Here is a 26,420-nt window from a genome sequence, read left to right as displayed (position 1 = left end):
ACCTTTTTCCCCCGCAAACGCACACCAGGACTTCTTCATGAGCAACTCCGTCTACATCGGCGCCAAGGAATACTTCCCGGGCATCGGCCGCATCGCGTTCGAAGGCAAGGCCTCGGACAATCCGCTGGCATTCAAGGTCTACGAGGCCGACAAGAAGATCGGCGACAAGACCATGGCCGAGCACCTGCGCTTCGCGGTGGCGTACTGGCACAGCTTCTGCGGCAACGGCGCCGATCCGTTCGGGCCGGGCACGCGCGCCTATCCGTGGGACGCCGGCAGCGACGCGCTGGGCCGCGCCGAGGCCAAGGCCGATGCGGCGTTCGAGTTCTTCACCAAGCTCGGCGTGCCGTACTACTGCTTCCACGACGTGGACCTGGCGCCGGACGCCGAGGACGTGGGCCAGTACGAGAAGAACGTCAAGCACATGGTCGGCATCGCCAGGCAGCGCCAGGCCGACACCGGCATCAAGCTGCTGTGGGGCACCGCGAACCTGTTCTCGCACCCGCGCTACATGAACGGCGCGGCGACCAACCCGGACTTCAACGTGGTCGTGCGCGCGGCGGTGCAGGTCAAGGCCGCGCTGGAGGCGACGGTGGAGCTGGGCGGGGAGAACTACGTGTTCTGGGGCGGCCGCGAAGGCTATGCCTGCCTGCACAACACGCAGATGAAGCGCGAGCAGGACAACATGGCGCGCTTCCTCACCATCGCCCGCGACTACGGCCGCAGCATCGGCTTCACCGGCAACTTCCTGATCGAGCCCAAGCCGATGGAGCCGATGAAGCACCAGTACGACTTCGACAGCGCCACGGTGATCGGCTTCCTGCGCCAGCACGGCCTGGACAACGATTTCAAGCTCAACATCGAGGCCAATCACGCCACGCTGTCGGGCCACAGCTTCGAGCACGACCTGCAGGTGGCGTCCGACGCCGGGCTGCTGGGCAGCATCGACGCCAACCGCGGCAATCCGCAGAACGGCTGGGACACCGACCAGTTCCCGACAGACCTGTACGACACGGTGGGCGCGATGCTGGTGGTGCTGCGCCAGGGCGGGCTGGCGCCGGGCGGGCTGAACTTCGATGCCAAGGTGCGGCGCGAGTCGTCCGATCCGCAGGACCTGTTCCTGGCGCACATCGGCGGCATGGACGCGTTCGCGCGCGGGCTGGAAGTGGCCCATGCGCTGCTGACGTCCTCGCCGCTGGAGCAGTGGCGCGCCGAGCGCTACAGCAGCTTCGACAGCGGCGCCGGCGCGGCGTTCGCGGCCGGCAGCAGTTCGCTGGCGGACCTGGCCGCGCACGCGGCCAAGGCCGGCGAGCCGAAGCAGGCCAGCGGCCGCCAGGAAGCCTACGAGAACCTGATCAACCAGTACCTGATCCGCTGATGCGCGCGGCGGCCGGCGGCAGCGTTGCCGCCGGCCGTGTCGTCCTCCCCCCGATGGCCGCCTTCCTTCCTGCACGACACCAGGTGACTCCATGTCCAGCGTATCCCTAGACCGCCACGCCGATGGCGCAGGCGAGAACACGCGTCTCATCATCCTCATCAGCTGCGTCGCCACCATCGGCGGCTTCCTGTTCGGCTTCGACAGCGGCGTGATCAACGGCACCGTCGACGGCCTCAAGCAGACCTTCCATTCCAGCGCCGCCGGCACCGGCTTCGAGGTCGCCTCGATGCTGCTGGGCTGCGCGATCGGCGCGTTCTTCGCCGGCTGGCTGGCCGACCGCCTCGGCCGCCGCGCGGTGCTGATCATCTCCGCGGTGCTGTTCCTGCTGTCCGCGCTCGGCGCCGGCGCCGCGCACAGCTCCGTGTTCTTCGTCTGCGCCCGGGTCATGGGCGGCTTCGCGGTCGGCGCGGCCAGCGTGATGTCGCCGGCGTACATCGCCGAGGTCGCGCCGGCGCGCTACCGCGGGCGCCTGGCCACGGTGCAGCAGATCGCCATCATCAGCGGCCTGTTCACCGCGTTCCTGAGCAACTACGTGCTGGTCAAGCTGGCCAGCGCCTCGACCGAGCCGCTGTGGCTGGGCCAGGCCGCGTGGCGCTGGATGTTCTGGATGCAGGCGTTCCCGTCGCTGCTGTTCCTGCTGCTGTTGCTGGCTATCCCGGAAAGCCCGCGCTACCTGGTGGTCAAGGGCCGCCGCGAGGATGCGCTGGCGGTGCTGACCAAGCTCTACGGGCTGCGCGAGGCCAACGCCAAGCTGACCGAGATCTCCGCCTCGCTGGCCGCGGACCAGCACAAGCCGAAGCTGTCGGACCTGGTCAGCAAGGTCACCGGCAAGGTGCGCCCGATCGTATGGATCGGCATCGGCCTGGCCACCTTCCAGCAGCTGGTCGGCATCAACGTGGTGTTCTACTACGGCGCGGTGCTGTGGCAGGCGGTGGGCTTCTCCGAGAGCGATTCGCTGCTGATCAACGTGCTGTCCGGCGCGCTGAGCATCGGCGCCTGCCTGATCACGGTGCTGCTGATCGACAAGATCGGGCGCAAACCCTTGCTCTGGATCGGTTCGGCCGGCATGGCGGTGTCGCTGGCGCTGGTCACGCTGGCCTTCGCCAGCGCCTCGCTGGACGAGGCCGGCAAGCTGGCGATGTCGCCGGGCATGGGCCGGCTGGCACTGATCGCCGCCAACGTCTACGTGATCTTCTTCAACATGTCCTGGGGCCCGGTGATGTGGGTGATGCTGGGCGAGATGTTCCCGAACCAGATCCGCGGCTCCGGCCTGGCGGTGGCGGGCGCGGCGCAGTGGACCTCGAACTTCGCCATCACCGTGTCGTTCCCGATCCTGCTCGGCAGCATCGGCCTGGCCGGCGCCTACGGCATCTACACCGTGGCCGCGTTCATCTCGGTGTTCTTCGTGCTCAAGTACGTGTACGAGACCAAGGGCCGCGAGCTGGAGCAGATGCAGGGGTGAACCCGGTGCCGGCGCGAGCTCATCGCGCCGGCGCTGCCGAGGGCGGCGCTGCGCGCCGCGCCCGGCTCAATGCGACTGCAGGTAGCGGTTGAACGCGAGCATGTCCACGCTGCCCCAGCCGGACACGGCGTCCCAGCCCGTCGCGGCGCTGTAACCGTCGCCGTACAGACCGTTGTCGCCGCTGGTCACGTCGTGTTTGCCGTCCGCGTTCTTCGCATAGGCGTACAGCGCCGGCGCGACGAAGCCGATCCGGCTGCCGTTGGCCTGCAGCACCCGCGCGAGCAGGCCGGCGAAGGTCGGCGTCGCGGCGCTGGTGCCATAGACATAGCCGCTGATCTGGTTGCCGTTGCTGCCGGTCTGCAGGACGAACGCGCTGCTGTCGCCCGAGCCGTTGAAGCTGACGTCGGGTACTGCGCGGTAGCCGCTACGGACCATGCCGGGGATCAGGGTCTTCTGCCAGCTCGGTGCGCTGTACAGCTTGCTGATCCCGCCCTGGGTGATGCCGTGGCCACGGTGTGCGTTCCAGGCGATTTCGCTGCCATAGGTGCTGCTGGCGCCGGCAGGGGTGCGCAATTCGGTGGCGCCAACCGCGATCGCGTAGGGATGCGAGGCGGGGAAGCCGACCTGGCGCTGCTCCGGCTTGCCCAGCAGGCTGGCGTAGTAGGGCGGGGTGTCGCTGGCGCTCTGCGGCGTGTAGATGCCGTCGTCGCCGCTGCAGAACAGGAAGTTCTGCCCATTGCCGACCGCCTGGTCGAGGCTGGCGTTCAAGGCCTGGTAGATGTCCTGCGAGACCGAGCCCTCCGGCCCGTAGATCGAGGTGCTGACCACTCTGGCCGCATTGTCGTCGACGGCGCGCTGCACGCCGTCGATCAGGCTCTTCCAGGAAAAGTCCGGCACGTTGTAGATGATCAGCGTGCGCAGACCGCCGGCGTTGCCGAGCAGCAACTGGGTGTCCATGTCCCATTCCACTTCGTTCTGCTTGCTGGCGTCGCTGGAGCGGTAGCCGGCCGCGGCCGGATCGCCGACCTGCACGACGCGCACGTTGGCGCGCAGGCGGTGCTGCGCCTGGAAGCTGGCCAGGCGCAGCAGCGTGTTCTCGAGGTTGCCTGCGGCGATGATCGCGGCGGTGGTGCTGGCGGCGGCGGGCAGGCTCGCGGCGTCGTACAGCACCGGCAGGTCTTCCACCGGATGCATCACCGCGACGGTCCCGGTCGCTGCGGCCGTCGCCTGCGGCGACACCGCGGCGGCGCTGGCGGCCTTGTCCAGCTGCTGTGGAAGGATCCGCGGTGGCGCCGCGCTGCGCACGGTATCCAGGCCGAGCACGCCGACCACGCTGCCGGCTAGCGCGGCCGGCACCTTGGCCGCGCCTTCGTTGACGTAGTGGGTCTGGCCGTCGGCGGTGTAGCGGCGGATCGCGGTGTCGAACGCGGCCTGGATCGCGCCGACGCTCGCGCTGGCCTGCAGCAGGCTGCCGTTGCCGGCCGCGCGCACGCCGGTGATGCCCTTGCCGAGCAGGTAGTCCGTGACCCGCTGCACGTCGGCGGCGTTCGGCGTCGCCAAGGCCTTGGCCCGCGCCTGCAGGGCCGGGTCGGCGGCGATCTGCGCCGTCAGCGCCGCTGTCGCCTGGCGCAGTGCAGCCGGATTCGCCGGCCTGAGCACGATGCTGATGTCCAGCCGTGCGTCCAGCGGAGCCGGGTCCAGCGCCTGCTCCGGCCGGGCGAGCGCATGGCCAGCGGCGACCTGGCTGCCGGTCGCGGTCTCGACCCAGCCGTCCGCGGGCGCGGCGCCGGCGGCGCTGGCAACGGCGCACAGCGCGCTGCTCAACAGCAGTTTGCGGGAACGGTGTTTTTTCATTTCTCGATGCTCGCTGCGGAAGGGAGTTGGCTGGACACGGCGGGTGGCGAAGGAGTTCCGGTTTCCTTGTCGCCGTCTACGCGATTTCAGGGCTCGGTGCCGGCGCATGCGCGCGCGGGCGTCCGCATCGCCTGCCGCGATGGCATGCGGGCTGAAGCGGGGCAGTACGGCGCCGTGGCGGGCGATGACATTTGGCGTCAGTATTGTTATTTTATAACATTACAAAAAAGAGCATTTCCGTGTCCCGTCATCCCGTTTCCCGTGCACGTCATTCCGTCATGGTCCGGCGTCGAGCGCCAAGGCCGGGGAGCGCATGAACCGCCGCGAATGGCTGGGCCTGGCCGGTGCCGCGCTGTTGTTGGCGCCCGGGTTCGCGCGCGCCGCGGCGCCGCGGCTGCTGGCCTGCACCCTGGAAACCGAAGCGGGCCGCCTGCGCCTGCGCCTGCAACTGGAGACGGCGGTGGACTACCGCGTCTTCGCCCTGGCCGCGCCGGAGCGGTTGGTGCTGGATCTGCCCGAGGTGGCCGCCGCACCGCCGCCGATCCTGCCGCCGGCGCAGGACAGCGTGGTCGCCGCGATCCGGAGCGGCGCGCACGGCGACGGCCTGCGCCTCGTGCTGGACCTGCGCCGTCCGGTGGCGGCCAACGCGCAGTGGGACACGGCTGCTGCGGGGCCGTCGCCGCAGCTGTTGCTCGACCTCGGACCGGCCGACGCCATGGCGGCCGCGCCCGCTGCGGCGATCGCGGTGCCGCCGCGCACCTCGATCGCGACGCCGTCGCGGCCGCGCGTGGTCGCCATCGATGCCGGCCATGGCGGCAAGGACCCGGGCGCGGTCAGCGCCGATGCGCGCTACGAGAAGCACGTGGCGATGGCCGTGGCCGGGCGCCTGTACCAGGCCTTGCAGGCCGATCCGCGCTACCGGCCGACGATGATCCGCAGCGACGACCGCTTCGTGCCGCTGCACGAGCGGGTGGTGATCGCGCACCAGCGCAAGGCCGATCTGTTCGTGTCGATCCATGCCGATGCGGCGCCCAACCGCAGCGCGCAGGGCGCCTCGGTGTACGCGCTGTCGGAAAACGGCGCCAGTTCGGCGCTGGCGCGCTGGATCGCCGACAGCGAGAACAGCGCCGACCAGTACGGCAATGTCGCCGAGCGCTATCTGCGGCAGAAGGACCCGGTGCTGTCGAAGGTGCTGGTGGACCTGTCGATGAGCGGCACCATCGCCACCAGCCTGCAGTTCGGCAAGCGCATGCTCGGGCGCCTGCAGCAGGTCACCCGCTTGCACCAGGGCGAGGTCGGCCAGGCCGGCTTCGCGGTGCTCAAATCGCCGGACATTCCGTCGCTGCTGGTCGAGACCGGCTTCATGAGCAATGCCGACGATTGCCGCCGGCTGGTCAGCGACCGCCACCAGGAAGAACTGGCGCAGTCGCTGCAGCTGGGCATCGACGATTACTTCCAGGCGTTCCCGATCCACCCTGCCTGAGCCTGCCCGCTGCGCGGCGCCGCGGTGCTCGCCGCGCGCACGCATCGCCCATCATCATGTCCTGCCGCCGGTCCAATGAATCCGCCACTCCGATCGCCCTTGCCCGATGTCGCTTGCGACGAAGCGCCCGCCATCGCCGCCTCGCTGCAATGGGTGGGCATGGACGGCATCGCCGTGCCGGTCCGCCTGTGCGATGCGGTCGAGACCGAGCGCCTGCCGGCGCAGGCCGCGTTGCACGTGGACCTGCCGTCGCCGCAGGTCAAGGGCATCCACATGTCGCGGCTGTACCGGCTGCTGGACGCATACGCGGAGCAGGCGCTGTCGCCGTCGCGGCTGGCGCAGCTGCTGCAGGCGATGGTGCACAGCCATGCCGATTGCGCCTCCACCGCGGCACGGATCTCGTTGCGCATGGCGCTGCTGCGGCGCAGCCCCGCGCTGCGCAGCGAAGGGCTGGCCGGCTGGAAGGCGTATCCGTTGCGGATCGACGCGCAGTTGCGCGGCGCGCATGCGCGCATCCAGGTCGGGGTGGACGTGCTCTATTCCTCGACCTGCCCATGCTCGGCGGCGCTGGCGCGGCAATCGCTCGCGGACGCGTTCCTGCAACAGCACGCCGGGCAGGCGTCGCTGCACCCGGACGCGGTCGCGGCCTGGCTGCTGCAGCATGGCAGCCATGCCACCCCGCACAGCCAGCGCAGCATCGCCACGCTGCAGGTGGCGGTCTCGCCGCGCGCGGTGCGTTTCGACCTGGGCGCGCTGATCGAGCTGGCCGAGCGGAGCCTGGCCACGCCGGTGCAGGCCGCGGTGCGCCGCGCCGACGAACAGGCGTTCGCCCGCCTCAACGGCGCCAACCTGATGTACGTGGAGGACGCCGCACGGCGCCTGCAGCAGGCGCTGGCGACGCGCTATGGCGGCGTGCGGATCCAGGTGCGCCACCTGGAAAGCCTGCATCCGCACGATGCGGTGGCCGAGGCCGGCGACCTCGACGCCGCGCCTGCAGAGCGGTTCGCGGCCGGCGAGGGGGCCGACGGCGCATCCGCGCATCCGGCGCCATGCGGCCCATAACGCAAAAGCCCCGCCAGGGCGGGGCTTTTGTGGTTTTCACTGCAGGCGAGGCGGCGATGGTGCTCCCTAGGGGGCTCGAACCCCTGTTTTAGCCTTGAGAGGGCCACGTCCTAACCATTAGACGAAGGGAGCAGGTTGGTCGCGTCGATTGCAGGGCGCTAGTATATGGGGCTAGCCGCCCGGCGGCAATCCCGCAACTCGATACGGAAGCGCCATCATCAATCCGCCAGTTCCATCGCCGTTCACTCTGCAGTTGATCCCGCGCGATCAGCACAACGTCTCGCGCAAGGACATCAGTCCCAATGCGTTGCGCGTGCTGTACCGGCTGCGCGAAGCCGGCTTCGGCGCATACCTGGTCGGCGGCGCGGTCCGCGACCTGCTGGTCGAGCTGCAGCCCAAGGACTTCGACGTCGCCACCGACGCCACCCCCGAGCAGGTCAAGCAGCTGTTCCGCAACTGCCGCCTGATCGGCCGCCGCTTCCGCCTGGCGCACGTGGTCTACGGCCGCGAGATCATCGAAGTGGCCACGTTCCGCGCCAACGTCGACGACGGCAGCGGCGACCGCGAGCTCGACAACGGCCGCCTGGTCCGCGACAACGTCTACGGCAGCATCGAGGACGACGCGGTGCGCCGCGACTTCACCTGCAACGCGCTGTACTACGCGATCGAGGATTTCTCGGTGCGCGACTACACCGGCGGCTTCGCCGACGTGCAGGCGCGGCTGATGCGCCTGATCGGCGACCCCGAGCAGCGCTACCGCGAAGACCCGGTGCGCATGCTGCGCGCGGTGCGCCTGGCCGCCAAGCTGGATTTCGAGATCGAAGCGGCCACCGCCGAGCCGATCCCGCGCCTGGCCGGGCTGCTGGCCGAAGCGGCGCCGGCGCGGCTGTTCGAGGAAGTGCTGAAGCTGTTCCTGTCCGGCAACGGCGTGGCCAGCTTCGAAGGCCTGGAACGCTACGGCCTGCTGGCCGCGCTGTTCCCGGAGAGCGCCGCGGCGCTCAACTCCAACCGCAGCGGCGCGCTGCGGCGGATGCTGGTCGAAGGCCTGCGCAACACCGATGCGCGGGTGGCCAACGACGAGCCGGTGTCGCCGGCGTTCCTGTTCGCGCTGCTGCTGTGGCCGGCCTACTGCCGCGCGCTGATGGCGCTGCAGAAGCAGGGCATGCAGCTGGAGGAGGCGCAGCGCCGCGCCGCCGACCGGGTGACCCTGCACCAGCTGAGCACGGTCGCGCTGCCGCGGCGCTTCTCGCTGCCGATGCAGGAGATCTGGCTGCTGCAGTCGCGCTTCACCTCGCGCCAGCGCAAGCGGGTGGTGCGGACGCTGTCGCACCCGCGCTTCCGCGCCGCGTTCGATTTCCTGATCCTGCGCCAGTCGGCCTCGGCCGAGCACGAGGCCGACATCGCCTACTGGCGCGAACTGCAGCAGCAGCCCGGCTACGCGCCGCCGCCGCGCGGCTTCGACCCGGAGATCGACTACGTCGGCGACGAGGTGGCGATGGCTCCGGCCGACAGCGAGGAAACCCCCAAGCGCCGCCGGCGCCGGCGCCGGCGTCCGGATGCCGCCGCCCCGGCCGAGTGAGCGAGCCGATCGTTCCCGCGCCGGTGCAGGCCTGCATCGGCCTGGGCGGCAACCTGGGCGATGCGGTGGCGACCCTGCGCGCGGCCCTGGCCGCGCTGGACACGCTGCCGCACACGCGCCTGCTGCGCGCCTCGCAGCTGTATCGCAGCCCGGCCTGGGGCAACCAGGCGCAGCCGGACTTCGTCAACGCCGCCGCCGTGCTGAGCACGCGCCTGCCGGCGCCGGAGCTGCTGCAGGCGCTGCTGGCGCTGGAAGCACGCCACGGCCGCCAGCGCGCGCCTGGCGAGCGCTGGGGCCCGCGCACCCTGGACCTGGACCTGCTTTTGTACGCCGAGGCGGTGATCGACCTGCCCGGGCTGCAGGTGCCGCACCCGCACCTGCACCAGCGCGGCTTCGCCCTGCTGCCGCTGGCCGAGATCGCCGCGGAGGCGGTCATCCCCGGGCATGGAACGGTGCGTGACATACGCGACCGCATCGAAACCGACGGGATCGTGGCAATCGGTAGATAATGCCCGGCTTATCACCGCACCGCATGAGCTTATGAGCAGCCACGCCGACAGCAAGCCCTGGACCGTTCCCGCCCTGGCCGAGGCCAAGCGCCGCCAGCAGAAACTGGTGATGCTGACCGCCTACGACGCCGGGTTCGCGCGCGCGTTCGACGCCAACGGGGTGGACCTGATCCTGATCGGCGATTCGCTGGGCATGGTGGTGCAGGGCCACGATTCGACCCTGCCGGTGACCGTGGACGACATCGTCTACCACACCGCCGCGGTGGCGCGGGTGCTGCAGCGCGCGCTGCTGGTGGCCGACCTGCCGTTCCAGTCCGATGCCACCCCGGAGCGCGCGCTGGACGCGGCGACCCGGCTGCTGCAGGCCGGCGCGGAGATGGTCAAGCTGGAGGGCGCCGGGCACAAGCTGGAGGTGATCCGCTTCCTCAGCGAGCGCGACATCCCGGTGTGTTCGCACCTGGGCCTGACCCCGCAGTCGGTGCTGACCTTCGGCGGCTACAAGATCCAGGGCCGCGAAGAGGCCGCGGCGGACAAGCTGCTTGCCGACGCCAAGGCGGTGGCCGCGGCCGGCGCCGCGCTGCTGGTGCTCGAATGCGTGCCGTCGCCGCTGGCCGCGCGGATCACCGCCGCGATCGACATCCCCACCATCGGCATCGGCGCCGGCCCCGACTGCGACGGCCAGGTGCTGGTGCTGCACGACTTCCTGGGCCTGGACAGCGGCCACCGGCGGCCGCGCTTCGTCAAGGACTTCCTGGCCGAGGGCGGCTCCATCGCCGGCGCCGTGCGCGCCTACGCCGACGCGGTGCGCGCCGGCACCTTCCCCGACGCCGAACACGCCTACGCCAAATGATCGATACCATCACCGACCTGGCCCGGCTGCGCGCCGTCGTTTCCGGCTGGAAGCGGCAGGGCCTGCGGGTGGCCTTCGTGCCGACCATGGGCAACCTGCACGCCGGGCATTTCTCGCTGGTGATGCTGGCCCGGCAGTACGCCGACCGGGTGGTCTCCAGCGTGTTCGTCAATCCGACCCAGTTCGGCCCGAACGAGGACTTCACCCGCTACCCGCGTACCCCCGAGGCCGACACCAGCGGCCTGGAAGGCGCCGGCTGCGACGTGCTGTGGCTGCCGACGGTGGAGAGCATGTACCCGCTGGGCGTGGAACTGGCGCTGCGCATGCACACCCCGGGCGTCAGCGAGGTGCTGGAAGGCGCCTGCCGCCCGGGCCATTTCGACGGCGTCTGCACCGTGGTGGCGCGCCTGTTCAACCAGGTGCAGCCGGACCTGGCCGCGTTCGGCAAGAAGGATTACCAGCAACTGGCGGTGATCCGGCAGATGGTGGCCGACCTGGCGTTCCCGATCGAGATCCTGGGCGGCAGCATCGTGCGCGAAGCCGATGGCCTGGCGATGAGTTCGCGCAACCAGTACCTGTCGGCCGAGGAGCGGCCGCGCGCGGCGCAGATCCGGCAGACCCTGCTGGCGATGCGTGACGGCCACGTCGCCGGGCGTCCGCGCGCCGAGACCGAGGCGGCGGCGAGCGCGCAGCTGCAGGCGGCCGGTTTCGACGTGGACTACACCGTGCTGCGCCTGCCGGATCTCAGCGAGCCGCTCGACGACGAGGGTCCGCGCGTGGCGCTGATCGCGGCGCGGCTGGGGCGCACCCGGCTGATCGACAATCTGGAGTTCTGAGCGCGTTAGCCGCTGGCGGTCGCGCCAGGCGGGATTCGCGGCCAGCCGACTGGGTGCATTGTGCGAGGGGCTCCGGTACCGACGGTGTCCGAAGCCGTCGGCCTCGCCGCTTCGCTTGTCGCGACTGAAGTCGCTCCCACAAGGGACCTGCGGCAAGCCGGCTGGGTGCACTGTGGGAGGGGCTTTAGCCCCGACGGTGTCCGAAGCCGTCAGGTTCGCCGCTACGCGATGCCATCGGCCAGCGCGGGATTCGCCGCTCGGCTGGCTGCGGTTGGCGTCGCTCGCGTCGCGCCTTGCCGCATCGCGCAGTCACATCATGTCCCTACGACCGGCATGCCGGGACGCGCAGCGGACAACGCCGTACACGCTGCGCCAACCCTTGCTGCCACTGCCGCTTAACCCTCCGGCTGCTAAACTGCGCGTCTTTCCTCCCCGCAGTACCGCGAGCATGCAACTGAGCCTGTTGAAGACCAAGATCCACCGCGCCACCGTCACCCATTCCGAGCTCAACTACGAAGGCTCGATCGCCATCGACGGGCTGCTGCTGGACGCCACCGGCATCCGCGAGTTCGAGCAGGTGCACATCTGGGACGTCACCAACGGCGCACGCTTCAGCACCTACGCGATCCGCGCCGACGAAGGCAGCGGCATCGTCTCGCTCAACGGCGGCGCCGCGCGCCACGTGCAGGTCGGCGACCTGATCATCATCGCCGCCTTCGCCGGCATGAGCGAAGAGGAAGCCGCGCGCTTCCAGCCGACCCTGGTCTACGTGGACGGCCGCAACCAGATCACCCATACCAACACCAGCATCCCGAAGCAGGCCGCATGACACAGTCCAACGGTTTCGACGCACTGCATTCCCACGCCCAGCGCTTGCGCGGGGCGCGCCTTCCCGAACTGCTGGCCGCCGAGCCGGGCCGGGTCGAAGACCTGGCGCTGCAGGTCGGACCGTTGTACTTCAACTTCGCGCGGCAGAAATACGACCGCGCCGCGCTGGCCGCGCTGCTGGCGCTGGCCGCCGAGCACGACGTGGCCGGCGCGTTCCAGCGCCTGTTCCGCGGCGAGACGGTCAACGTCACCGAAGGCCGCGCCGCGCTGCATACCGCGCTGCGCGGCGAGCTCAGCGGCGCGCCGGTCGCGGCCGAGGCGAACGCCAGCGCGCGCGAGGTGCAGCAGCGCATGCGCGCGCTGATCGAGGCGCTGGCGCAGACCGAGGTCACCGACATCGTCAGCGTCGGCATCGGCGGTTCCGACCTGGGTCCGCGCCTGGTCGCCGACGCGCTGCGTCCGGTCGATGGCGCGCGTTTCCGCGTGCATTTCGTCTCCAACGTCGACGGCGCGGCGATGCAGCGCACGCTGGCCACGCTGGATCCGGCGCGCACCGCCGGCGTGCTGATCTCCAAGACCTTCGGCACCCAGGAAACCCTGCTCAACGGCCAGATCCTGCGCGACTGGCTCGGCGGCAGCGAGCGCCTGTACGCGGTCAGCGCCAATCCCGAGCGCGCCGCCAAGGCCTTCGACATCGCCGCCAGCCGCGTGCTGCCGATGTGGGACTGGGTCGGCGGGCGCTATTCGCTGTGGTCGGCGGTGGGCTTTCCGATCGCGCTGGCGATCGGCGCCGACGGCTTCGAGCAGCTGCTGGCCGGCGCCGCGCAGTTCGACGAACACGTGTTGAACGCGCCGCTGCAGCGCAACGTGGCGGTGCTGCACGCGCTGACCACGCTGTGGAACCGCAACGTGCTCGGCTACGCCACCCAGGCGGTGATGACCTACGACCAGCGCCTGGCGCTGCTGCCGGCCTACCTGCAGCAGCTGGTGATGGAGAGCCTGGGCAAGCGCGTGCGCCTGGACGGCAGCCCGGTGCAGGCCGATACCGTGCCGGTGTGGTGGGGCGGCGCCGGCACCGACGTGCAGCACAGCTTCTTCCAGGCGCTGCACCAGGGCACCAGCATCGTGCCGGCCGATTTCATCGGCTGCATCCGCAACGACGATCCGTACACGGTCAACCATCAGGCGCTGCTGGCCAACCTGCTGGCGCAGACCGAGGCGCTGGCCAACGGGCAGGGCAGCGACGACCCGCACCGCGACTACCCGGGCGGCCGCCCGAGCACGCTGATCCTGCTCGACGCGCTGACCCCGCAGGCGCTGGGCGCGCTGATCGCGATGTACGAACACAGCGTCTACGTGCAGTCGGTGATCTGGGGCATCAACGCCTTCGACCAGTTCGGCGTGGAGCTGGGCAAGCAACTGGCCAGCCAGCTGCTGCCGGCGCTGCAGGGCGAAACCACCGAGGTCGCCGACCCGGTGACGCGCGCGGTGCTGGCGCGGCTGCGCGGCTGAGCTCGCAGCGTCGATCGAATGCAACGGGGCCTGCGGGCCCCGTTCTTTTTGCGGCGTCGCCGACCTTGCGCGGCCGCCGCGAGGCGTGTCGGCAGCATGGGCCGGTCGGGCCGCCAGCGGCGCCGCGCGGCGTCCGCCAAGGGCCGGACCAGCCCAACACATCCACCCAGGAATGGACGACGCGGCCTAGCCCAATCGCAGCCCGACCACATCGCCGGTGAGGTAGCCCACCGCCGCGCCGTAGCGGTCCTTGTAGTTGGCGCGCACCAGCGGGTCGAGCTGCGCCCTGACCTTGTCGTGCAGCGGGCTTTCCCAATCGCCGGGATGCTGGAAGTTGCTCATCACGTAGGTCCAGCCGTGGATCTCGTCGACCGCGTGCAGGCCGGTGGATTCGGCGCCGGCCGGCACCGACAGCAGGCGCGACAGCTTGCCGGTGTCGACGTTGTAGGCCCACAGGAAATTGTTGACGTGCATGGCGCTGTCCTCGCCGATGAACAGCGTGCGCAGGCGCTCGGAGAACTTGATGTTGTCCGGGTTGGCGATGCGCTCGGGGTCGGCGAGGTTGCCCAGCGCGTCGGCGCTGGCCAGGTCGCGGCCGACCAGGCCGCTCGGCGCGGCCATGTGCACCGGCACCCAGTCGCTGCGGATCGGCTGGCCGTCGCGGTCGCGCTGGCCGCCGCGCAGGTCCAGCGCGTAGATCGCGCCGGAGGTCGGGCCTTCGACGCGGATGTCGCCGGACCCGTCGAGCATGCTGCCCTGGATATAGGACATCGCCGAATAGGCGATCCTGTCGCGGGCGTTGACGGTGGTGCCTTCCATCTTGGTGAAACCCAGGCTGCCGCCGACCAGCGCGGCGTAGCGGTGGGTCTCCAGGAACGCGGCGGCCTTCTCCATGCCCGGCCGCATCCGGATCCAGTTGACGCTGCCGCTGTAGGGGATGCGGGTGTAGCCGGAGTCGCCCGGATCGGTGGTGCGCACGTCCATGATGTCGGCGATGCGCAGCACGTCGGCCATCGCCTCGATCTCGGTGCTGCTGGCGCTGCCCAGGCGGATCCAGCTCAGCGCGGCCGCGCCGGGGCCGCTGCCCGACAGTTGCTGCCACTTGGCCACGTACAGGCTGCCGCTGGACAGGTCGCATTCGCGGTCGGCGACGAACAGGAACAGGCCGCCATTGCTGGCGTCGTCGCCCATCAGCACGGTGCGGCGATCGGGCATCACCTGCACCAGCTCGTGCGAGATCCTGCCCAGGCAGTAGTGCTTGCGGATGCTGCCGGTGCCGTCCGCATGCACGCTGACTTCCGGCAGGTGGCCGTAGTGGTACGGATTGGCGCGCGTGGCGTCGCCGTAGAGATGTTCGCTGAAGCGCTGGAACTGGGTGTTGCCGGCGATGCTGGCCGCGTCGGGCTCGTATTCCTCGCTGGACAGGTGCGTGTTCCATGGCGACAGGCTGGCGCCGCAGGTGGTCCACAGGCCATGCACCGCCGCGGTATCGACGTTGTGGTACTTGACCAGGCGCAACTGGCCGGTGCGCGGATCCTGGTCCAGGGTCAGCACCGCGATCGGCGCCGGCAACTGGCGATAGGTGCCGTTGCCGGCGAGGTCGCGCGTGGCGTACTCGAACTGCACCACCGCGAACACGGTGTTGCCGCGCACGCCGGCCACGCGCGCCTGCGGCAGGGTCAGCAGCGAGGAGCCGTCCGGGCAATCGGAAAAGAACGGGCGCTCGGCACCGGGGACCGAGCGGTCCAGGATCGGGCGGTTGTCGATATCGTAGTAGCCGCCGGCCAGCACGGTGCCGCCGGCGCCGTCGGGCACCTGGTCGCCGGTGACGAAGAACGGGTGATAGGCCAGGGCGTAGCGATGCCGGCTGCCGTCGCCGAGGACGATGTCCACGTGCGAGCGCACCGTGGTGGTGGCCATCGCCGCGGGATCGGCCAGCGAGGGCGCGTCCATGCCGTCGAAGCTCACCGAGCGCAATCGCGGCATGGGCGGGAAGCCGGGCAGTGGCGGCGCGCTGCCGCCATGGCCGGGCGCGCCGCCTGCGGCGTCGCAACCGCTCAGCAGCGCGGCGGCGGACAGACTGCCGAGGGGCAGCAAGGGCGTGCCCGCAAGCAGGCGCAGGGCACGGCGGCGACCGGAATCGGGTAGCTGTGACATCGGGGGCTCTCCAGGTGGGCAGGATGCAGGGCAGGCGCGCCCCCTCGCGCCGCCGAACGCCGGTTCACGCTAGGCGCGCTTTGTGACGCTTCCTTGAAAGCGGCAAGCGCGGTTGCGCCGGCGCCGCAGTCGCACGGCGCCCGCGCTGGCGTTGTCTACGAATCGCACCGAAGGCCACGGCGGAGTTGCGCAGTTCCCGACGCTGGCCGTGCTGCGACGCAGCAAAGCGGGTCTGCCTGCGCCCAGGCGGACGCGGCCTGCGACGCCATCGGTCGCGTGCGAGGGCGGCGTTGGCGGTATTCCATCGCTATAGCGCAATCCGATATCCATCGCCGGGCCAGGCATACCTCGCGGCGTGGTTGACAGCATCGGGGCGATTAATGAAGCGTAGGCTCCGGTCGCGCGTCTCGGGAGGGAACGCGGCCGTCGTGTGTCGCGCGTTCGCCGTTCCTGGGAGGGAAGATCTTGCAAAAACAGTCCGCTGGCGTGTCCGCGCCGATTCGCACTGCGCTGGCCACCGCCGCCGCGCTGGGCCTGCTGGCCCTGGCCGCGGCCGGCCCCGGCCAATCGGCTCCGGCCGCTGCCACGTCCGCCGCGCCGCCGGCGATCCACCCGCAGCTGTGGCCGTCGCCGGCCTGGCCGCTGGCCGAGGATGCGGCGCTGGAAGCGCGCATTTCCAAGCTGATGGCGCAGATGACGGTGGAGCAGAAGGTCGGGCAGATCGTGCAGGGCGACATCGCCAGCATGACCCCGGACGACGTGCGCAAGTACCACATCGGCTCGGTGCTGGCCGGCGGCAATTCCGATCCCGGCGGCAAGTACGACGCCAGCCCGGCGGAGTGGCTGAAGCTGGCCGATGCCTACTACGCGGCGTCGATGGAGAAAGGCAAGGCCGGCCCGGCGATCCCGATCATCTTCGGCATCGACGCGGTGCACGGGCAGAGCAACATCGTCGGCGCCACCCTGTTCCCGCACAACATCGGCCTGGGCGCCACGCGCGACCCGGAGCTGATGCGCAAGATCGGCGCGGTGACCGCCGCCGAGACCCGCACCACCGGCATGGAGTGGACCTTCGCGCCGACCGTGGCGGTGCCGCAGGACGATCGCTGGGGCCGCACCTACGAGGGCTATTCGGAATCGCCCGAGGTGGTCGCCAGTTTCGCCGGCAAGGTGGTCGAAGGCCTGCAGGGCGTGCCCGGACAGCCCGGTTTCCTCGATGGTTCGCACGTGATCGCCTCGGTCAAGCATTTCCTCGGCGATGGCGGCACCACCGACGGCAAGGACCAGGGCGATACCCGGGTCAGCGAGCAGCAGCTGCGCGACATCCACGGCGCCGGCTATCCGCCGGCGATCGCCGCCGGCGCGCAGACGGTGATGGCCTCGTTCAACAGCTTCAACGGGGTCAAGATGCACGGCAACACGCCGATGCTGACCGACGTGCTGAAGGGACAGATGCATTTCGGCGGCTTCGTGGTCGGCGACTGGAACGGCCATGGCCAGGTGCCCGGGTGCCGCAACGACGACTGCCCGGCCGCATTCAATGCCGGCGTGGACATGCTGATGGCGCCGGACAGCTGGAAGGGCTATTACGAGAGCGCGCTGAAGGCGGTGCAGTCGGGCGAGATCCCGATGGCGCGGCTGGACGACGCGGTGCGGCGGATCCTGCGGGTGAAGCTGCGGCTGGGCCTGTTCGAGGCCGGCAAGCCGTCGCAGCGCCCGCTCGGCGGCAAGTTCGAACTGCTCGGCGCGCCCGAGCACCGCGCGGTGGCGCGGCAGGCGGTGCGCGAGTCGCTGGTGCTGCTGAAGAACCAGAAGCAACTGCTGCCGCTGAAGCCGCAGGTCAAGCTGCTGGTCGCCGGCGACGGCGCCAACGACATGGGCAAGCAGTCCGGCGGCTGGACGCTGAACTGGCAGGGCACCGGCACCAAGCGCGCCGACTACCCGAACGGCAATACGATCTGGGAAGGCTTGCAGGAGCAGGTCAAGGCCGCCGGCGGCAGCGCCGAGCTGGCGATCGACGGCAAGTACCAGGCCAAGCCCGACGTGGCGGTGGTGGTGTTCGGCGAGAACCCGTACGCCGAGTTCCAGGGCGACATCGCCACGCTGCTGTACAAGCCCGGCGACGACAGCGACCTGCAGCTGATCAAGAAGCTCAAGGCCGAGGGCATTCCGGTGGTGGCGGTGTTCCTGAGCGGGCGTCCGCTGTGGGTCAACCGCGAGATCAACGCCGCCGACGCCTTCGTCGCCGCGTGGCTGCCGGGCTCGGAAGGCGGCGGCATCGCCGACGTGCTGCTGCGCAAGCCCGATGGCGGCATCCAGTACGACTTCCACGGCAAGCTCAGCTTCTCCTGGCCGCGCACCGCGACCCAGTACGCCAACAATGTCGGGCAGAAGAACTACAACCCGCAGTTCGCGTTCGGCTATGGCCTGCGCTATGCCGACAAGGGCGACCTGGTCCGCCTGTCCGAAGTCTCCGGCGTGTCCGGCGCGCAGGCGGTGGGCGGGGTGTATTTCGAACGCGGCAAGCCGGCGGCGGGCGTCAACATGATCCTGCAGGGCGCCAGCCAGGCCAATCTGCCGGCGGTGACGACCCCGGCGGCGCTGGCCGACGGTTCGCTCAAGGTCACCGCGATCGACCACAAGGCGCAGGAGGATGCGCGCCGCTTCGAATGGTCGGGCAAGGGCAAGGCGGGGATGGCGCTGGTGCTGCCCAGGCCGGTGGACGTCTCGCGCGAGAGCAACGGCGATGTGCAGCTGATCCTGACCCTGAAGGTGGATGCCGCGCCGAGCGGCACGACCCGCATCGGCGTGGCCTGCGGCAATGGCTGTGCGGCGCAGGTCGATCTGGGCAAGGCGCTGGCGGCGCTGCCCAAGGGCGAGTGGCGCACGCTGGGGGTGCCGCTGAAGTGCTTCAGCGTCGCCGGCGCCGACGTGTCCAAGCTGGAGCGGCTGCCGGTGCTCGAGAGCGACGGCACGCTGGACCTGGCGCTGTCGCGGATCGCGCTGGGCGCCAGCAACGATGCGCAGAGCGTGGTCGACTGCCCGGTGCGCTGAGCCGCTCGCCAGGCAGGGGGCGGCGCCGTCGCTTGCCGGACGCCGCCGTCGCTCGCTGAAACGGGCGCGAGCGTCGCCACACAGCAATACCGGAGCGACCTGCGGCGGCTGAGGCGTTGGGCGGCGCACGACCCGCCTGCCGCGTGGCGGATGCGGGAACGGTCGCAGGGCCGTCACAGCCCTGCCGGCCGGGCGACGGGACGCGCCGCAACAGGCAATCCGCGCGACGGCGTAGCGGCGGCAGCGGCCGCACGCGGCGGCACGCGGCCATTCAAGCAACGCCTGTCCCGACCGGACGGGCGCATCGATACACAGGCGAAAGGGCCGCGGCCCGTGGGAGAAGTGCAGTGGGTCTGGCGACGTTGGATGTGGCGATCGTATTGGTCTACCTGACGGGCATCTTCGTGCTCGCGCAGTGGGTATCGCGGGAGAAGGCCGGGCACAGCAAGAGCGCCGAGGATTACTTCCTGGCCGGCAAGACCCTGCCGTGGTGGGCGATCGGCGCCTCGCTGATCGCGGCCAACATCTCCGCCGAGCAGATCATCGGCATGGCCGGTTCCGGCTATGCGATCGGCCTGGCGATCGCGTCCTACGAATGGATGGCGGCGCTGACCCTGCTGATCGTCGGCAAGTTCTTCCTGCCGATCTTCCTGCGCAACGGCATCTACACCATGCCGCAGTTTCTGGAGCAGCGCTACGGCAAGTGGATCCGCACGCTGATGGCCGTGTTCTGGCTGCTGCTGTACGTGTTCGTCAACCTGACCTCGATCCTGTGGCTGGGGTCGATCGCGGTCAGCCAGGTCACCGGCATGGACCAGACCCTGGCGCTGACCCTGATCGGCGTGTTCGCGCTGGTCTACCAGCTGTACGGCGGGCTCAAGGCGGTGGCGCTGACCGACATCGTGCAGGTCACCCTGCTGGTGCTGGGCGGGTTGCTGGTGGCCGGGCTGACGCTGTCGCGCATCGGCGACGGCGCCGGCGTGCTGGCCGGCTTCAAGCACCTGTGGAATGCGCACCCCGAGCACTTCCACATGATCCTGAGCAAGGACAACCCGTTCTACAAGGACCTGCCGGGCCTGAGCGTGCTGCTGGGCGGGCTGTGGGTGATGAACATCAGCTACTGGGGCTTCAACCAGTACATCATCCAGCGCGCGCTGGCCGCCAAGAACATCGGCGAGGCGCAGAAGGGCATCGTGTTCGCCGCGTTCCTGAAGCTGCTGATGCCCTTGGTGATCGTGGTGCCGGGCATCGCCGCGGTGGTGCTGGCGCCGGACCTGGCCAAGCCCGACCAGGCCTATCCGACCATGATGCAGCTGCTGCCCAGCGGCGTGCTCGGCCTGGTGTTCGCCGCGCTGGTGGCCGCGATCGTGGCCTCGCTGGCGTCGAAGATCAATTCGGTGGCGACCATCTTCACCCTGGACTTCTACGCCAAGTTCCGCCCGCAGACCGAGCAGAAGCAGCTGGTGCGGGTGGGCCGCATCGCCGCGGTGTCGTCGGTGATCGTCGGCGTGCTCACCGCGCGGCCGCTGCTCGGCAATTTCGACCAGGGTTTCCAGTTCATCCAGGAATTCACCGGCTTCTTCACCCCGGGCGTGGTGGTGATCTTCATGCTCGGCCTGTTCTGGAAGCGCGCCAACGAAGCCGGCGCGCTGACCGCGGCGATCGGCTCGGTGGTGCTGTCGTTCGCGCTCAAGTTCGCCTGGCCGGAACTGCCGTTCATGGACCGCATCGGCGTGGTGTTCGTGGCGGCGCTGCTGCTGGCGGTGGTGGTGTCGCTGGCCACCCCGGCCACCCAGGCGCGCGACCTGATCCGCACCGACGACGTGGCCTACGGCACCACGCTGGGCTTCAAGATCGGCGCGGTCGGCGTGGTCGCGATCCTGATCGCGCTGTACACGGTGTTCTGGTGAGCGATGCCTGAGCGCCGCCGCCGCGACCGCATGGTCGCGGTGGGAGCGTTCAACCGCGGGCCTGCTCGCGCCACGGCGTGGCCAGCCAGGCGTCCAGCGCCGCCGCCGGCATCGGCCGCGCGATCCAGTAGCCCTGGCCCTCGTCGCAGCCCCAGGCGCGCAGCATGTCGTGGATCTCCTCGCTCTCGATGCCTTCGGCCACCACCTGCTGGCCGAAGTCGTGGCCGAGCCGGATCATCGACGGCACGATCATGCAGTCGGTGCGGCTGCCCGGCAGCGAGCGGATGAACGACTGGTCGATCTTCAGCGCGTTGGCCGGCACGCGCTTGAGGTAGCTGAGGTTGCTGTAGCCGCTGCCGAAGTCGTCGATGGCGATCTTCACCCCCAGCGCGCTGATCTGCTGCAGCTGTTCGGCCACGTGTTGCGGATGCCGGATCATCGCGCTCTCGGTGAACTCGATCTCGATGCGGCTCGGTTCCAGCGCATGCCGCGCCAGCAGTTCGCGCAGGGTGGCGATGAAGTCGGCCTGCTCCAGGTCCACCGCCGAGACGTTCAGCGACACGCTGAAGTGGTGCCCCTGCTGCTGCCACCGCGCGGCCTGGGCGATGCCGGCCTGCAGCACCCAGGCGGTGACCCGGCTCATCAGCGCGGTCTTTTCCGCCAGCGGGATGAACTCGCCGGGCGCGACCGTGCCCAGCAGCGGGTGCTCCCAGCGCAGCAGCGCTTCCACGCCGACGCAATCGCCGCTGCGCAGGCTGACCCGCGGCTGGTAGTGCAGGCTCAATTGCTCGCGCGCGTTCAGCGCTTCCGGCAATGCGGCGAGGAGCCGGAACGCGTTGCGCTGGCTGGCATCGTGGCTGCGCTCGTACAGGCTCCAGGGCAGGCCGCGCTGGCGCGCCATGTCCACCGCGGTGGTCAGCGAGCGCAGCGTATGGTTGGCGCTCAATGCGCCGTCCAGGCGCACCGCGCCGATCGACGGTGTCGCGGCGTGCGGGATGCCCTGGTGCTCGATCGCCTCGGCGAAGGCGCTGCACACGCGCTCGCAGCGCCGCGCCAGTTGCGCGGGGTCGTTGCCCTCCACGACGAAGGCGAAACTGGTGGTGTCGATGCGGTAGGCCGGCAGTCCGTCCAGCGCCTCGAGCAGCCGGTCGCGCGCGGCCAGCAGGTAGCCCTCGGCGTATTCCCAGCCCAGGGCCTTGACCATGTCGCGGAAGTACTCGCTGCCGCAGACGTCGATCGCCACGCCGGTGTCGTGCTGCTCCGCGTTCTGCAGCGACAGCCACATGGTCAGGTCTTCGTTGAAGCGGCTGCGGTTGGGCAGGCCGGTCAAGGCATCGACGAAGCCGGTGTTGCGCAGGGTCTCGATGCGCAGCAGCAGCAGATCGCGCAGGCCCTGCAGGGTCTGGCGCGATTGCGCATCGAATTCATGGCGCGGTTCGGTGTCGATCACGCACAGCGTGCCCAGGCCGGTGCCGTCGGCCAGCAGCAGCGGCGCGCCGGCGTAGAAACGGATGAACGGCGGACCGGTGACCAGCGGATTGTCGCGGAAGCGCGGATCCTGCTGCGCGTCCGCCACCACCAGCAGTTCGGGGCTGTGGATCGCGTAGGCGCAGAACGCCTGGCTGCGCGGGGTCTGCGCCGCCTCCAGGCCGACCCTGGACTTGAACCACTGGCGCTGTTCGTCGATCAGCGAGACCAGGGCGATCGGCGTCCCCAGGGTGCGCGAGGCCAGTTGGGTGATCAGGTCGAAGACGCGGTCGGCCGGGGTGTCGAGCAGGCACAGCTGGCGCAGGGTAGCCAGCCTCCTCTGTTCGTCGGGCGGCAGCGGGGGAGCTGAGGAATGCATGCCAGGTTAGCGGCGCGCCGCTGTGCCACTTGAGTCGCTTTGCGCGGAATACGACCCCGCCGAACAGCCTCGGGTCGGAAAGGTGAGGGTGGTGTGAAATCCGATGCGGCGACGACGGCGGCGCCGCTGCCGGGGGGCTCAGCGCGGCGGATCGCGCTGCGGACTGGGACGCTTGGCCAGCTTGCGCTGCAGCGAGCGGCGGTGCATGCCGAGCAGGCGCGCGGCCGCCGAGACGTTGCCGCCGGTCTCGTGCATGGCCTGCTGGATGTGCTCCCACTGCAGCCGGCTCAGCGGGGTCATCGCGTCCGGCAGCTCGACGCCGTCGTCGTCCTCGGCGCCGTCCGCCTCCAGGCTCAACGCGCGCAGGATCATCGGCACCGTGGCCGGCTTGGGCAGGTAGTCGTCGGCGCCGAGCTTGATCGCCTCCACCGCGGTGGCGATGCTGGCGTAGCCGGTGACCAGCAGGATGCGCATGTCGGCGCGGATCGCGCGCAACGGCTGGATCAGGGCCAGGCCGGATTCGTCGCCGAGCTTGAGATCGATCAGCGCGTAGTCCGGCGGCGTGGCCGTGGCCAGCGCCAGTGCCGCGGCGCCGCTGTCGGCGGTCAGCGTCTCCAGCCCGCGGCGGGCGAGGGTGCGTTGCAGGGTGCGCAGGTACAGCGGGTCGTCGTCGACCAGCAGGCCCAGCGGGGCGTCGATGCTCATGCGGGCGTCTCCAGGGCGAGCAGCGGCAGGCGGAAACCGACCCGCGCGCCGTGGTCCGGCGCGGGCTGGGTCCACAGTTCGCCGCCCAGGCGTTCGATGGTGGCATGCGACAGCGCCAGGCCCACGCCCATGCTGTCGGGCTTGCCGCTGCGGAACAGGGTGGCCGGCAGCGCGACCTGGTTGGCGTCGAAGCCGCCGCCGTAGTCGCGCACTTCGCCGATCAGCTCGCTGCCGGTGACCCGCACGCTCAGGTCCACCTGCGGCCGGCCGGCGCGTTCGCCGGCGTCGGCGGCGTTGTTCAGCAGCACCTGCAGCAGGTGGCCGATCGCGCTCTCCAGGCGCAGCTGCAGCGGCGCGTCGTCGTTGCGGCGCAACTGCACGGTCGGCCGCACCAGCTGCCACTGGTGCAGCACGTGCGCCAGCGACACCGTGCCGCCGCCGGCGCGCTGCGCCGGCGCGGCCAGCGCCAGCACCCGTTCGCGGCACTGCACCAGCAGTTCGCGCAGGGTTTCCAGGTCCTCGCGCAGTTCCGGCTGCTCGATCTGCTCCACGATGTCGTCGGTGAGCAGGGTCATCGTCGCCAGCGGCGTGTTCAGCTCGTGCGCGACCGAGGCGGCGTGGGTGGCCAGGGCGACGATGCCCTCGTTGCGGGTGAAGCGCTCGCGCAGCAGCGCCAGTTCGCGCTCGCGCTCGCGCAGCGACAGCGCCAGGCGGGTGGAGAACACCAGCACCACGATGGTGGACAGCAGGAAGTTGGCGGCCATGCCCCAGCGCTGCAGGTCCAGCGCCTGGTGCGGGCCGCGCGGCAGCGGCAGGCCGAACAGCGCGCTGACCGTGTAGCCGGCCACGCAGGCCAGCGCCACCGCCAGCGCCCAGCGCAGCGGCAGCGCCAGCACCGCCAGCGCGATCAGCACCAGGAACAGCGAGCCGAAGGCGTTGCCGATACCGCCGCTCCAGCCGACCATCCAGGTCAGCACGGTCACGTCGACCAAGATGTGGCCGAAGGCGGTGGCCGGCGCGGCGGTGTCGGCGTGGCGCAGGCGCAGCTGCGCGTACAGGTTGAACAGGGCCAGCGCGGCCACGCCGGACCACAGCGGCGCCTGCGGCAGCGGCAGCCGCATCGCCCAGGTCGCGACCAGGATCGTCGCCGCCTGCCCGGCGGTGGCCAGCCAGCGCAGGCTGCACAAGGTGCGCAGGAACGAGGCGTCGGTGGAGATCATGGCGCGCATCGTATGCGTTGGCGCGCACGGCTGTCTGCGACAAACCGTCGCAGTGCCCGCCGCGCCGCTGAACCGGCGCCGGCGGGGAGTGGGGCCGGGGCGCGGCTCACGCTAAAATGCGCGCATGTACGACGCCGTCAGCCGACCCACCCCCCCCTCCGACGCCGCGCCCTGGGCGCGCCGTCCCACCCAGCCGGTCCGCGTCGGAGGCGTCGTCGTGGGCGGCGGCAAGCCGATCGTGGTGCAGTCGATGACCAACACCGACACCGCCGACGTGGCCTCCTCGGTCAAGCAGGTCGCCGAGCTGTGGCGCGCCGGGTCGGAGCTGGTGCGGCTGACCGTCAACAACGCCGAGTCGGCCGCGGCGATCCCGCGCATCGTCGACAAGCTGCGGATGATGGGCATCGAGGTGCCGCTGATCGGCGACTTCCACTACAACGGGCACCAGCTGCTGGCCGCCGAGCCGGCCTGCGCGCAGGCCCTGGCCAAGTACCGGATCAACCCCGGCAACGTCGGCTTCGGCAAGAAGAAGGACACCCAGTTCGCGCAGCTGATCGAATTCGCGCTGCAGTACGACAAGCCGGTGCGCATCGGCGCCAACTGGGGCTCGCTGGACCAGGCCCTGGCGGCGCAGCTGATGGACGAGAACTCGCGCCGCGACATGCCCTGGGACGCCGGCCGGGTGCTGCGCGAGGCGTTGATCCGCTCGGCGCTGGATTCGGCCGAGCGCGCGGTGGAACTGGGCATGGGCCGCGACCGCATCGTGCTCAGCTGCAAGGTCAGCGGCGTGCAGGAACTGATCGCGGTGTACCGCGACCTGGCGCAGCGCTCGGATTTCGCGCTGCACCTGGGCCTGACCGAGGCCGGCATCGGCAGCAAGGGCATCGTCGCCTCCAGCGCCGCGCTGGCGGTGCTGATGCAGGAAGGCATCGGCGACACCATCCGCATCTCGCTGACGCCCGAGCCGGGCCAGTCGCGCACGCAGGAGGTGATCGTCGCCCAGGAACTGCTGCAGACCACCGGCCAGCGCGCCTTCACCCCGCTGGTCACCGCCTGCCCGGGCTGCGGCCGCACCACCTCCGAGTTCTTCCAGGAGCTGGCCAAGGTGGTGCAGAACCATGTCCGCGCCAAGATGCCGGAGTGGAAGGTGACCCATCCCGGCGCCGAGAACATGACCCTGGCGGTGATGGGCTGCGTGGTCAACGGGCCGGGCGAATCGCGCCATGCCAACATCGGCATCTCGCTGCCGGGCACCGGCGAGGCGCCGTCGGCGCCGGTGTTCGTCGACGGCGAGAAGACCGTCACCCTGCGTGGCGAGAACATCGCCCACGAGTTCGTCGCGCTGATCGACGACTACGTCGAAACCAAGTATGTCCGCCGCGCCGGGTGAGACCCCGGCCGAGCGCGCCGCCGGCGTGCGTCACTGGTTGCGCCGCAACGCATGGCGCATCGGCCTGCTGTTCGCCGGCGTGCTGCTGCCGATGGGCGTGTTCGTGGCGCTGGCCGACGAGGTCCACGAACTGGAGAACTTCTACTTCGACGAACCGCTGCTGTGGAGCATGCGTGGGCTGGCCTCGCCGGGCTGGGACCGGTTCTTCACCGTCATCACCGAGGCCGGCTACCAGTACGGGGTGATCCCGCTGGACACGCTGATCGTGCTGCTGTTGCTGGGCCTGCGGCGCTGGCGCGAGGCCATGTTCGCCGGGTTCTCGTTCGTCGGCTCGGCGCTGTTGAACATGAGCGCCAAGCAGTTCTTCCAGCGCGACCGCCCCAGCCTGTGGGAATCGATCGCGCCGGAACACACCTTCAGCTTCCCCAGCGGCCATGCGATGGGGTCGATGACCCTGGCCGCGGTGCTGATCGCGCTGGCCTGGCGCACCCGCTGGCGCTGGCCGGTGCTGCTGCTGGCGGGTTCGTTCGCGCTGCTGGTGGGCGTGTCGCGGATCTACCTGGGCGTGCATTACCCATCCGACATCCTCGGCGGCTGGTGTGCGGCGCTGGTGTGGGTGGTTGGGCTGTACCTGCTGATGTTCCGCGGCGAACGGCGTCCGCGCTGGCGGTCGCGGCGCCCGGTGTCGCCCGATCGCGGTTAGTTGCGATCGTTCAGTCGTTTTT

19 protein-coding genes and 1 tRNA gene are annotated in these 26,420 nt (G+C 70.3%); 14 read left to right on the top strand and 6 right to left on the bottom strand.

From position 1 onward, the window contains the following. Window positions 1–37: 37 nt before the first annotated feature. Complete coding sequence (xylA, locus tag AB3X10_RS12730; protein WP_369975407.1) at window positions 38–1,378, top strand: xylose isomerase; 1,341 nt, start codon at window positions 38–40, stop codon at window positions 1,376–1,378. A gap of 91 nt (window positions 1,379–1,469) precedes the next feature. After that, window positions 1,470–2,900 carry a sugar porter family MFS transporter gene (locus tag AB3X10_RS12725; protein WP_369975405.1) on the top strand — a complete coding sequence of 477 codons (1,431 nt, stop codon included), beginning with the start codon at window positions 1,470–1,472 and terminating at the stop codon, window positions 2,898–2,900. A gap of 66 nt (window positions 2,901–2,966) precedes the next feature. On the opposite strand, the gene AB3X10_RS12720 is transcribed toward AB3X10_RS12725, so the two are convergent. Beyond that, on the bottom strand, window positions 2,967–4,754 hold the full coding sequence (locus AB3X10_RS12720; protein WP_369975404.1) for a S53 family peptidase: 1,788 nt from the start codon (window positions 4,752–4,754) through the stop codon (window positions 2,967–2,969). A 313-nt stretch (window positions 4,755–5,067) separates the two neighbouring features. Between AB3X10_RS12720 and AB3X10_RS12715 the strand changes: the two genes are divergently transcribed. Both AB3X10_RS12715 and folE2 read left to right on the top strand, forming a co-directional pair. Continuing rightward, window positions 5,068–6,237: an N-acetylmuramoyl-L-alanine amidase gene (locus tag AB3X10_RS12715; RefSeq protein ID WP_369975402.1), complete on the top strand. Its 1,170-nt coding sequence runs from the start codon at window positions 5,068–5,070 to the stop codon at window positions 6,235–6,237. Between the two features lie 75 nt (window positions 6,238–6,312). Further along, the gene (folE2, locus tag AB3X10_RS12710) at window positions 6,313–7,299 is read left to right on the top strand and encodes a GTP cyclohydrolase FolE2 (RefSeq protein ID WP_369975401.1); all 987 of its coding nucleotides are present in this window, start codon (window positions 6,313–6,315) and stop codon (window positions 7,297–7,299) included. A 57-nt stretch (window positions 7,300–7,356) separates the two neighbouring features. On the opposite strand, the gene AB3X10_RS12705 is transcribed toward folE2, so the two are convergent. Beyond that, window positions 7,357–7,431, bottom strand: a tRNA-Glu gene (locus tag AB3X10_RS12705). An 82-nt stretch (window positions 7,432–7,513) separates the two neighbouring features. On the opposite strand from AB3X10_RS12705, the gene pcnB reads away from it, so the two are divergent. The 6 genes from pcnB to pgi all read left to right on the top strand — a co-directional run bounded on the left by pcnB (window position 7,514) and on the right by pgi (window position 13,413). Beyond that, window positions 7,514–8,878: a polynucleotide adenylyltransferase PcnB gene (pcnB, locus tag AB3X10_RS12700; RefSeq protein ID WP_369981806.1), complete on the top strand. Its 1,365-nt coding sequence runs from the start codon at window positions 7,514–7,516 to the stop codon at window positions 8,876–8,878. Next, window positions 8,875–9,387, top strand: a complete 513-nt coding sequence (gene folK / locus AB3X10_RS12695) for a 2-amino-4-hydroxy-6-hydroxymethyldihydropteridine diphosphokinase (protein ID WP_369975400.1) — start codon at window positions 8,875–8,877, stop codon at window positions 9,385–9,387. The genes pcnB and folK overlap by 4 nt, the downstream gene beginning before the upstream one ends. A gap of 31 nt (window positions 9,388–9,418) precedes the next feature. After that, entirely contained in the window at window positions 9,419–10,237 is an 819-nt protein-coding gene (panB, locus tag AB3X10_RS12690; RefSeq protein WP_369975398.1) for a 3-methyl-2-oxobutanoate hydroxymethyltransferase, read from the top strand. Beyond that, window positions 10,234–11,073: a pantoate--beta-alanine ligase gene (gene panC / locus AB3X10_RS12685; protein WP_369975397.1), complete on the top strand. Its 840-nt coding sequence runs from the start codon at window positions 10,234–10,236 to the stop codon at window positions 11,071–11,073. The genes panB and panC overlap by 4 nt, the downstream gene beginning before the upstream one ends. A gap of 448 nt (window positions 11,074–11,521) precedes the next feature. Then, complete coding sequence (gene panD, locus AB3X10_RS12680) at window positions 11,522–11,902, top strand: aspartate 1-decarboxylase (protein WP_369975396.1); 381 nt, start codon at window positions 11,522–11,524, stop codon at window positions 11,900–11,902. After that, complete coding sequence (gene pgi, locus AB3X10_RS12675; RefSeq protein ID WP_369975394.1) at window positions 11,899–13,413, top strand: glucose-6-phosphate isomerase; 1,515 nt, start codon at window positions 11,899–11,901, stop codon at window positions 13,411–13,413. The genes panD and pgi overlap by 4 nt, the downstream gene beginning before the upstream one ends. A gap of 186 nt (window positions 13,414–13,599) precedes the next feature. Here pgi and AB3X10_RS12670 read toward each other — a convergent pair whose 3' ends face one another. Then, complete coding sequence (locus AB3X10_RS12670; protein WP_369975392.1) at window positions 13,600–15,570, bottom strand: PhoX family protein; 1,971 nt, start codon at window positions 15,568–15,570, stop codon at window positions 13,600–13,602. A gap of 450 nt (window positions 15,571–16,020) precedes the next feature. Between AB3X10_RS12670 and AB3X10_RS12665 the strand changes: the two genes are divergently transcribed. Continuing rightward, window positions 16,021–18,624, top strand: coding sequence for an exo 1,3/1,4-beta-D-glucan glucohydrolase (locus tag AB3X10_RS12665; RefSeq protein ID WP_369981804.1), 2,604 nt, complete (start codon window positions 16,021–16,023; stop codon window positions 18,622–18,624). A 347-nt stretch (window positions 18,625–18,971) separates the two neighbouring features. Further along, window positions 18,972–20,534, top strand: coding sequence for a sodium/sugar symporter (locus AB3X10_RS12660; RefSeq protein ID WP_369975390.1), 1,563 nt, complete (start codon window positions 18,972–18,974; stop codon window positions 20,532–20,534). 49 nt (window positions 20,535–20,583) lie between these two features. On the opposite strand, the gene AB3X10_RS12655 is transcribed toward AB3X10_RS12660, so the two are convergent. From AB3X10_RS12655 to AB3X10_RS12645, 3 genes are all read right to left on the bottom strand, one after another. Then, entirely contained in the window at window positions 20,584–22,380 is a 1,797-nt protein-coding gene (locus tag AB3X10_RS12655) for an EAL domain-containing protein (RefSeq protein ID WP_369975389.1), read from the bottom strand. A 138-nt stretch (window positions 22,381–22,518) separates the two neighbouring features. Further along, window positions 22,519–23,085, bottom strand: coding sequence for a response regulator transcription factor (locus tag AB3X10_RS12650; protein WP_369975388.1), 567 nt, complete (start codon window positions 23,083–23,085; stop codon window positions 22,519–22,521). Beyond that, window positions 23,082–24,305 (bottom strand): ATP-binding protein, encoded by a 1,224-nt coding sequence (locus AB3X10_RS12645; RefSeq protein WP_170069200.1) that lies wholly within the window; start codon window positions 24,303–24,305, stop codon window positions 23,082–23,084. The genes AB3X10_RS12650 and AB3X10_RS12645 overlap by 4 nt, the downstream gene beginning before the upstream one ends. A 124-nt stretch (window positions 24,306–24,429) precedes the next feature. On the opposite strand from AB3X10_RS12645, the gene ispG reads away from it, so the two are divergent. After that, window positions 24,430–25,695, top strand: coding sequence for a flavodoxin-dependent (E)-4-hydroxy-3-methylbut-2-enyl-diphosphate synthase (gene ispG, locus AB3X10_RS12640; protein WP_369975386.1), 1,266 nt, complete (start codon window positions 24,430–24,432; stop codon window positions 25,693–25,695). Continuing rightward, window positions 25,676–26,398, top strand: a complete 723-nt coding sequence (locus AB3X10_RS12635; protein ID WP_369975385.1) for a phosphatase PAP2 family protein — start codon at window positions 25,676–25,678, stop codon at window positions 26,396–26,398. The genes ispG and AB3X10_RS12635 overlap by 20 nt, the downstream gene beginning before the upstream one ends. Window positions 26,399–26,420: the final 22 nt, after the last annotated feature.

The organism is Xanthomonas sp. DAR 80977 (assembly GCF_041240605.1).
Taxonomy (GTDB): Bacteria; Pseudomonadota; Gammaproteobacteria; order Xanthomonadales; family Xanthomonadaceae; genus Xanthomonas_A; species Xanthomonas_A bundabergensis.
The sequence above is the reverse complement of the archived record's forward strand: the minus strand, read 5'-3'. Positions and strand labels throughout refer to the sequence as shown.

What these genes read in the sequence shown, in the direction of transcription:
- xylA (WP_369975407.1), top strand. Translation starts at nt 38, where the DNA reads ATGAGCAACTCCGTCTACATCGGCGCCAAGGAATACTTCCCGGGCATC.
- AB3X10_RS12725 (WP_369975405.1), top strand. Translation starts at nt 1,470, where the DNA reads ATGTCCAGCGTATCCCTAGACCGCCACGCCGATGGCGCAGGCGAGAAC.
- AB3X10_RS12720 (WP_369975404.1), bottom strand. Translation starts at nt 4,754, where the DNA reads ATGAAAAAACACCGTTCCCGCAAACTGCTGTTGAGCAGCGCGCTGTGC.
- AB3X10_RS12715 (WP_369975402.1), top strand. Translation starts at nt 5,068, where the DNA reads ATGAACCGCCGCGAATGGCTGGGCCTGGCCGGTGCCGCGCTGTTGTTG.
- folE2 (WP_369975401.1), top strand. Translation starts at nt 6,313, where the DNA reads ATGAATCCGCCACTCCGATCGCCCTTGCCCGATGTCGCTTGCGACGAA.
- panB (WP_369975398.1), top strand. Translation starts at nt 9,419, where the DNA reads ATGAGCAGCCACGCCGACAGCAAGCCCTGGACCGTTCCCGCCCTGGCC.
- panC (WP_369975397.1), top strand. Translation starts at nt 10,234, where the DNA reads ATGATCGATACCATCACCGACCTGGCCCGGCTGCGCGCCGTCGTTTCC.
- panD (WP_369975396.1), top strand. Translation starts at nt 11,522, where the DNA reads ATGCAACTGAGCCTGTTGAAGACCAAGATCCACCGCGCCACCGTCACC.
- pgi (WP_369975394.1), top strand. Translation starts at nt 11,899, where the DNA reads ATGACACAGTCCAACGGTTTCGACGCACTGCATTCCCACGCCCAGCGC.
- AB3X10_RS12670 (WP_369975392.1), bottom strand. Translation starts at nt 15,570, where the DNA reads ATGTCACAGCTACCCGATTCCGGTCGCCGCCGTGCCCTGCGCCTGCTT.
- AB3X10_RS12655 (WP_369975389.1), bottom strand. Translation starts at nt 22,380, where the DNA reads ATGCATTCCTCAGCTCCCCCGCTGCCGCCCGACGAACAGAGGAGGCTG.
- AB3X10_RS12650 (WP_369975388.1), bottom strand. Translation starts at nt 23,085, where the DNA reads ATGAGCATCGACGCCCCGCTGGGCCTGCTGGTCGACGACGACCCGCTG.
- AB3X10_RS12645 (WP_170069200.1), bottom strand. Translation starts at nt 24,305, where the DNA reads ATGATCTCCACCGACGCCTCGTTCCTGCGCACCTTGTGCAGCCTGCGC.
- ispG (WP_369975386.1), top strand. Translation starts at nt 24,430, where the DNA reads ATGTACGACGCCGTCAGCCGACCCACCCCCCCCTCCGACGCCGCGCCC.
- AB3X10_RS12635 (WP_369975385.1), top strand. Translation starts at nt 25,676, where the DNA reads ATGTCCGCCGCGCCGGGTGAGACCCCGGCCGAGCGCGCCGCCGGCGTG.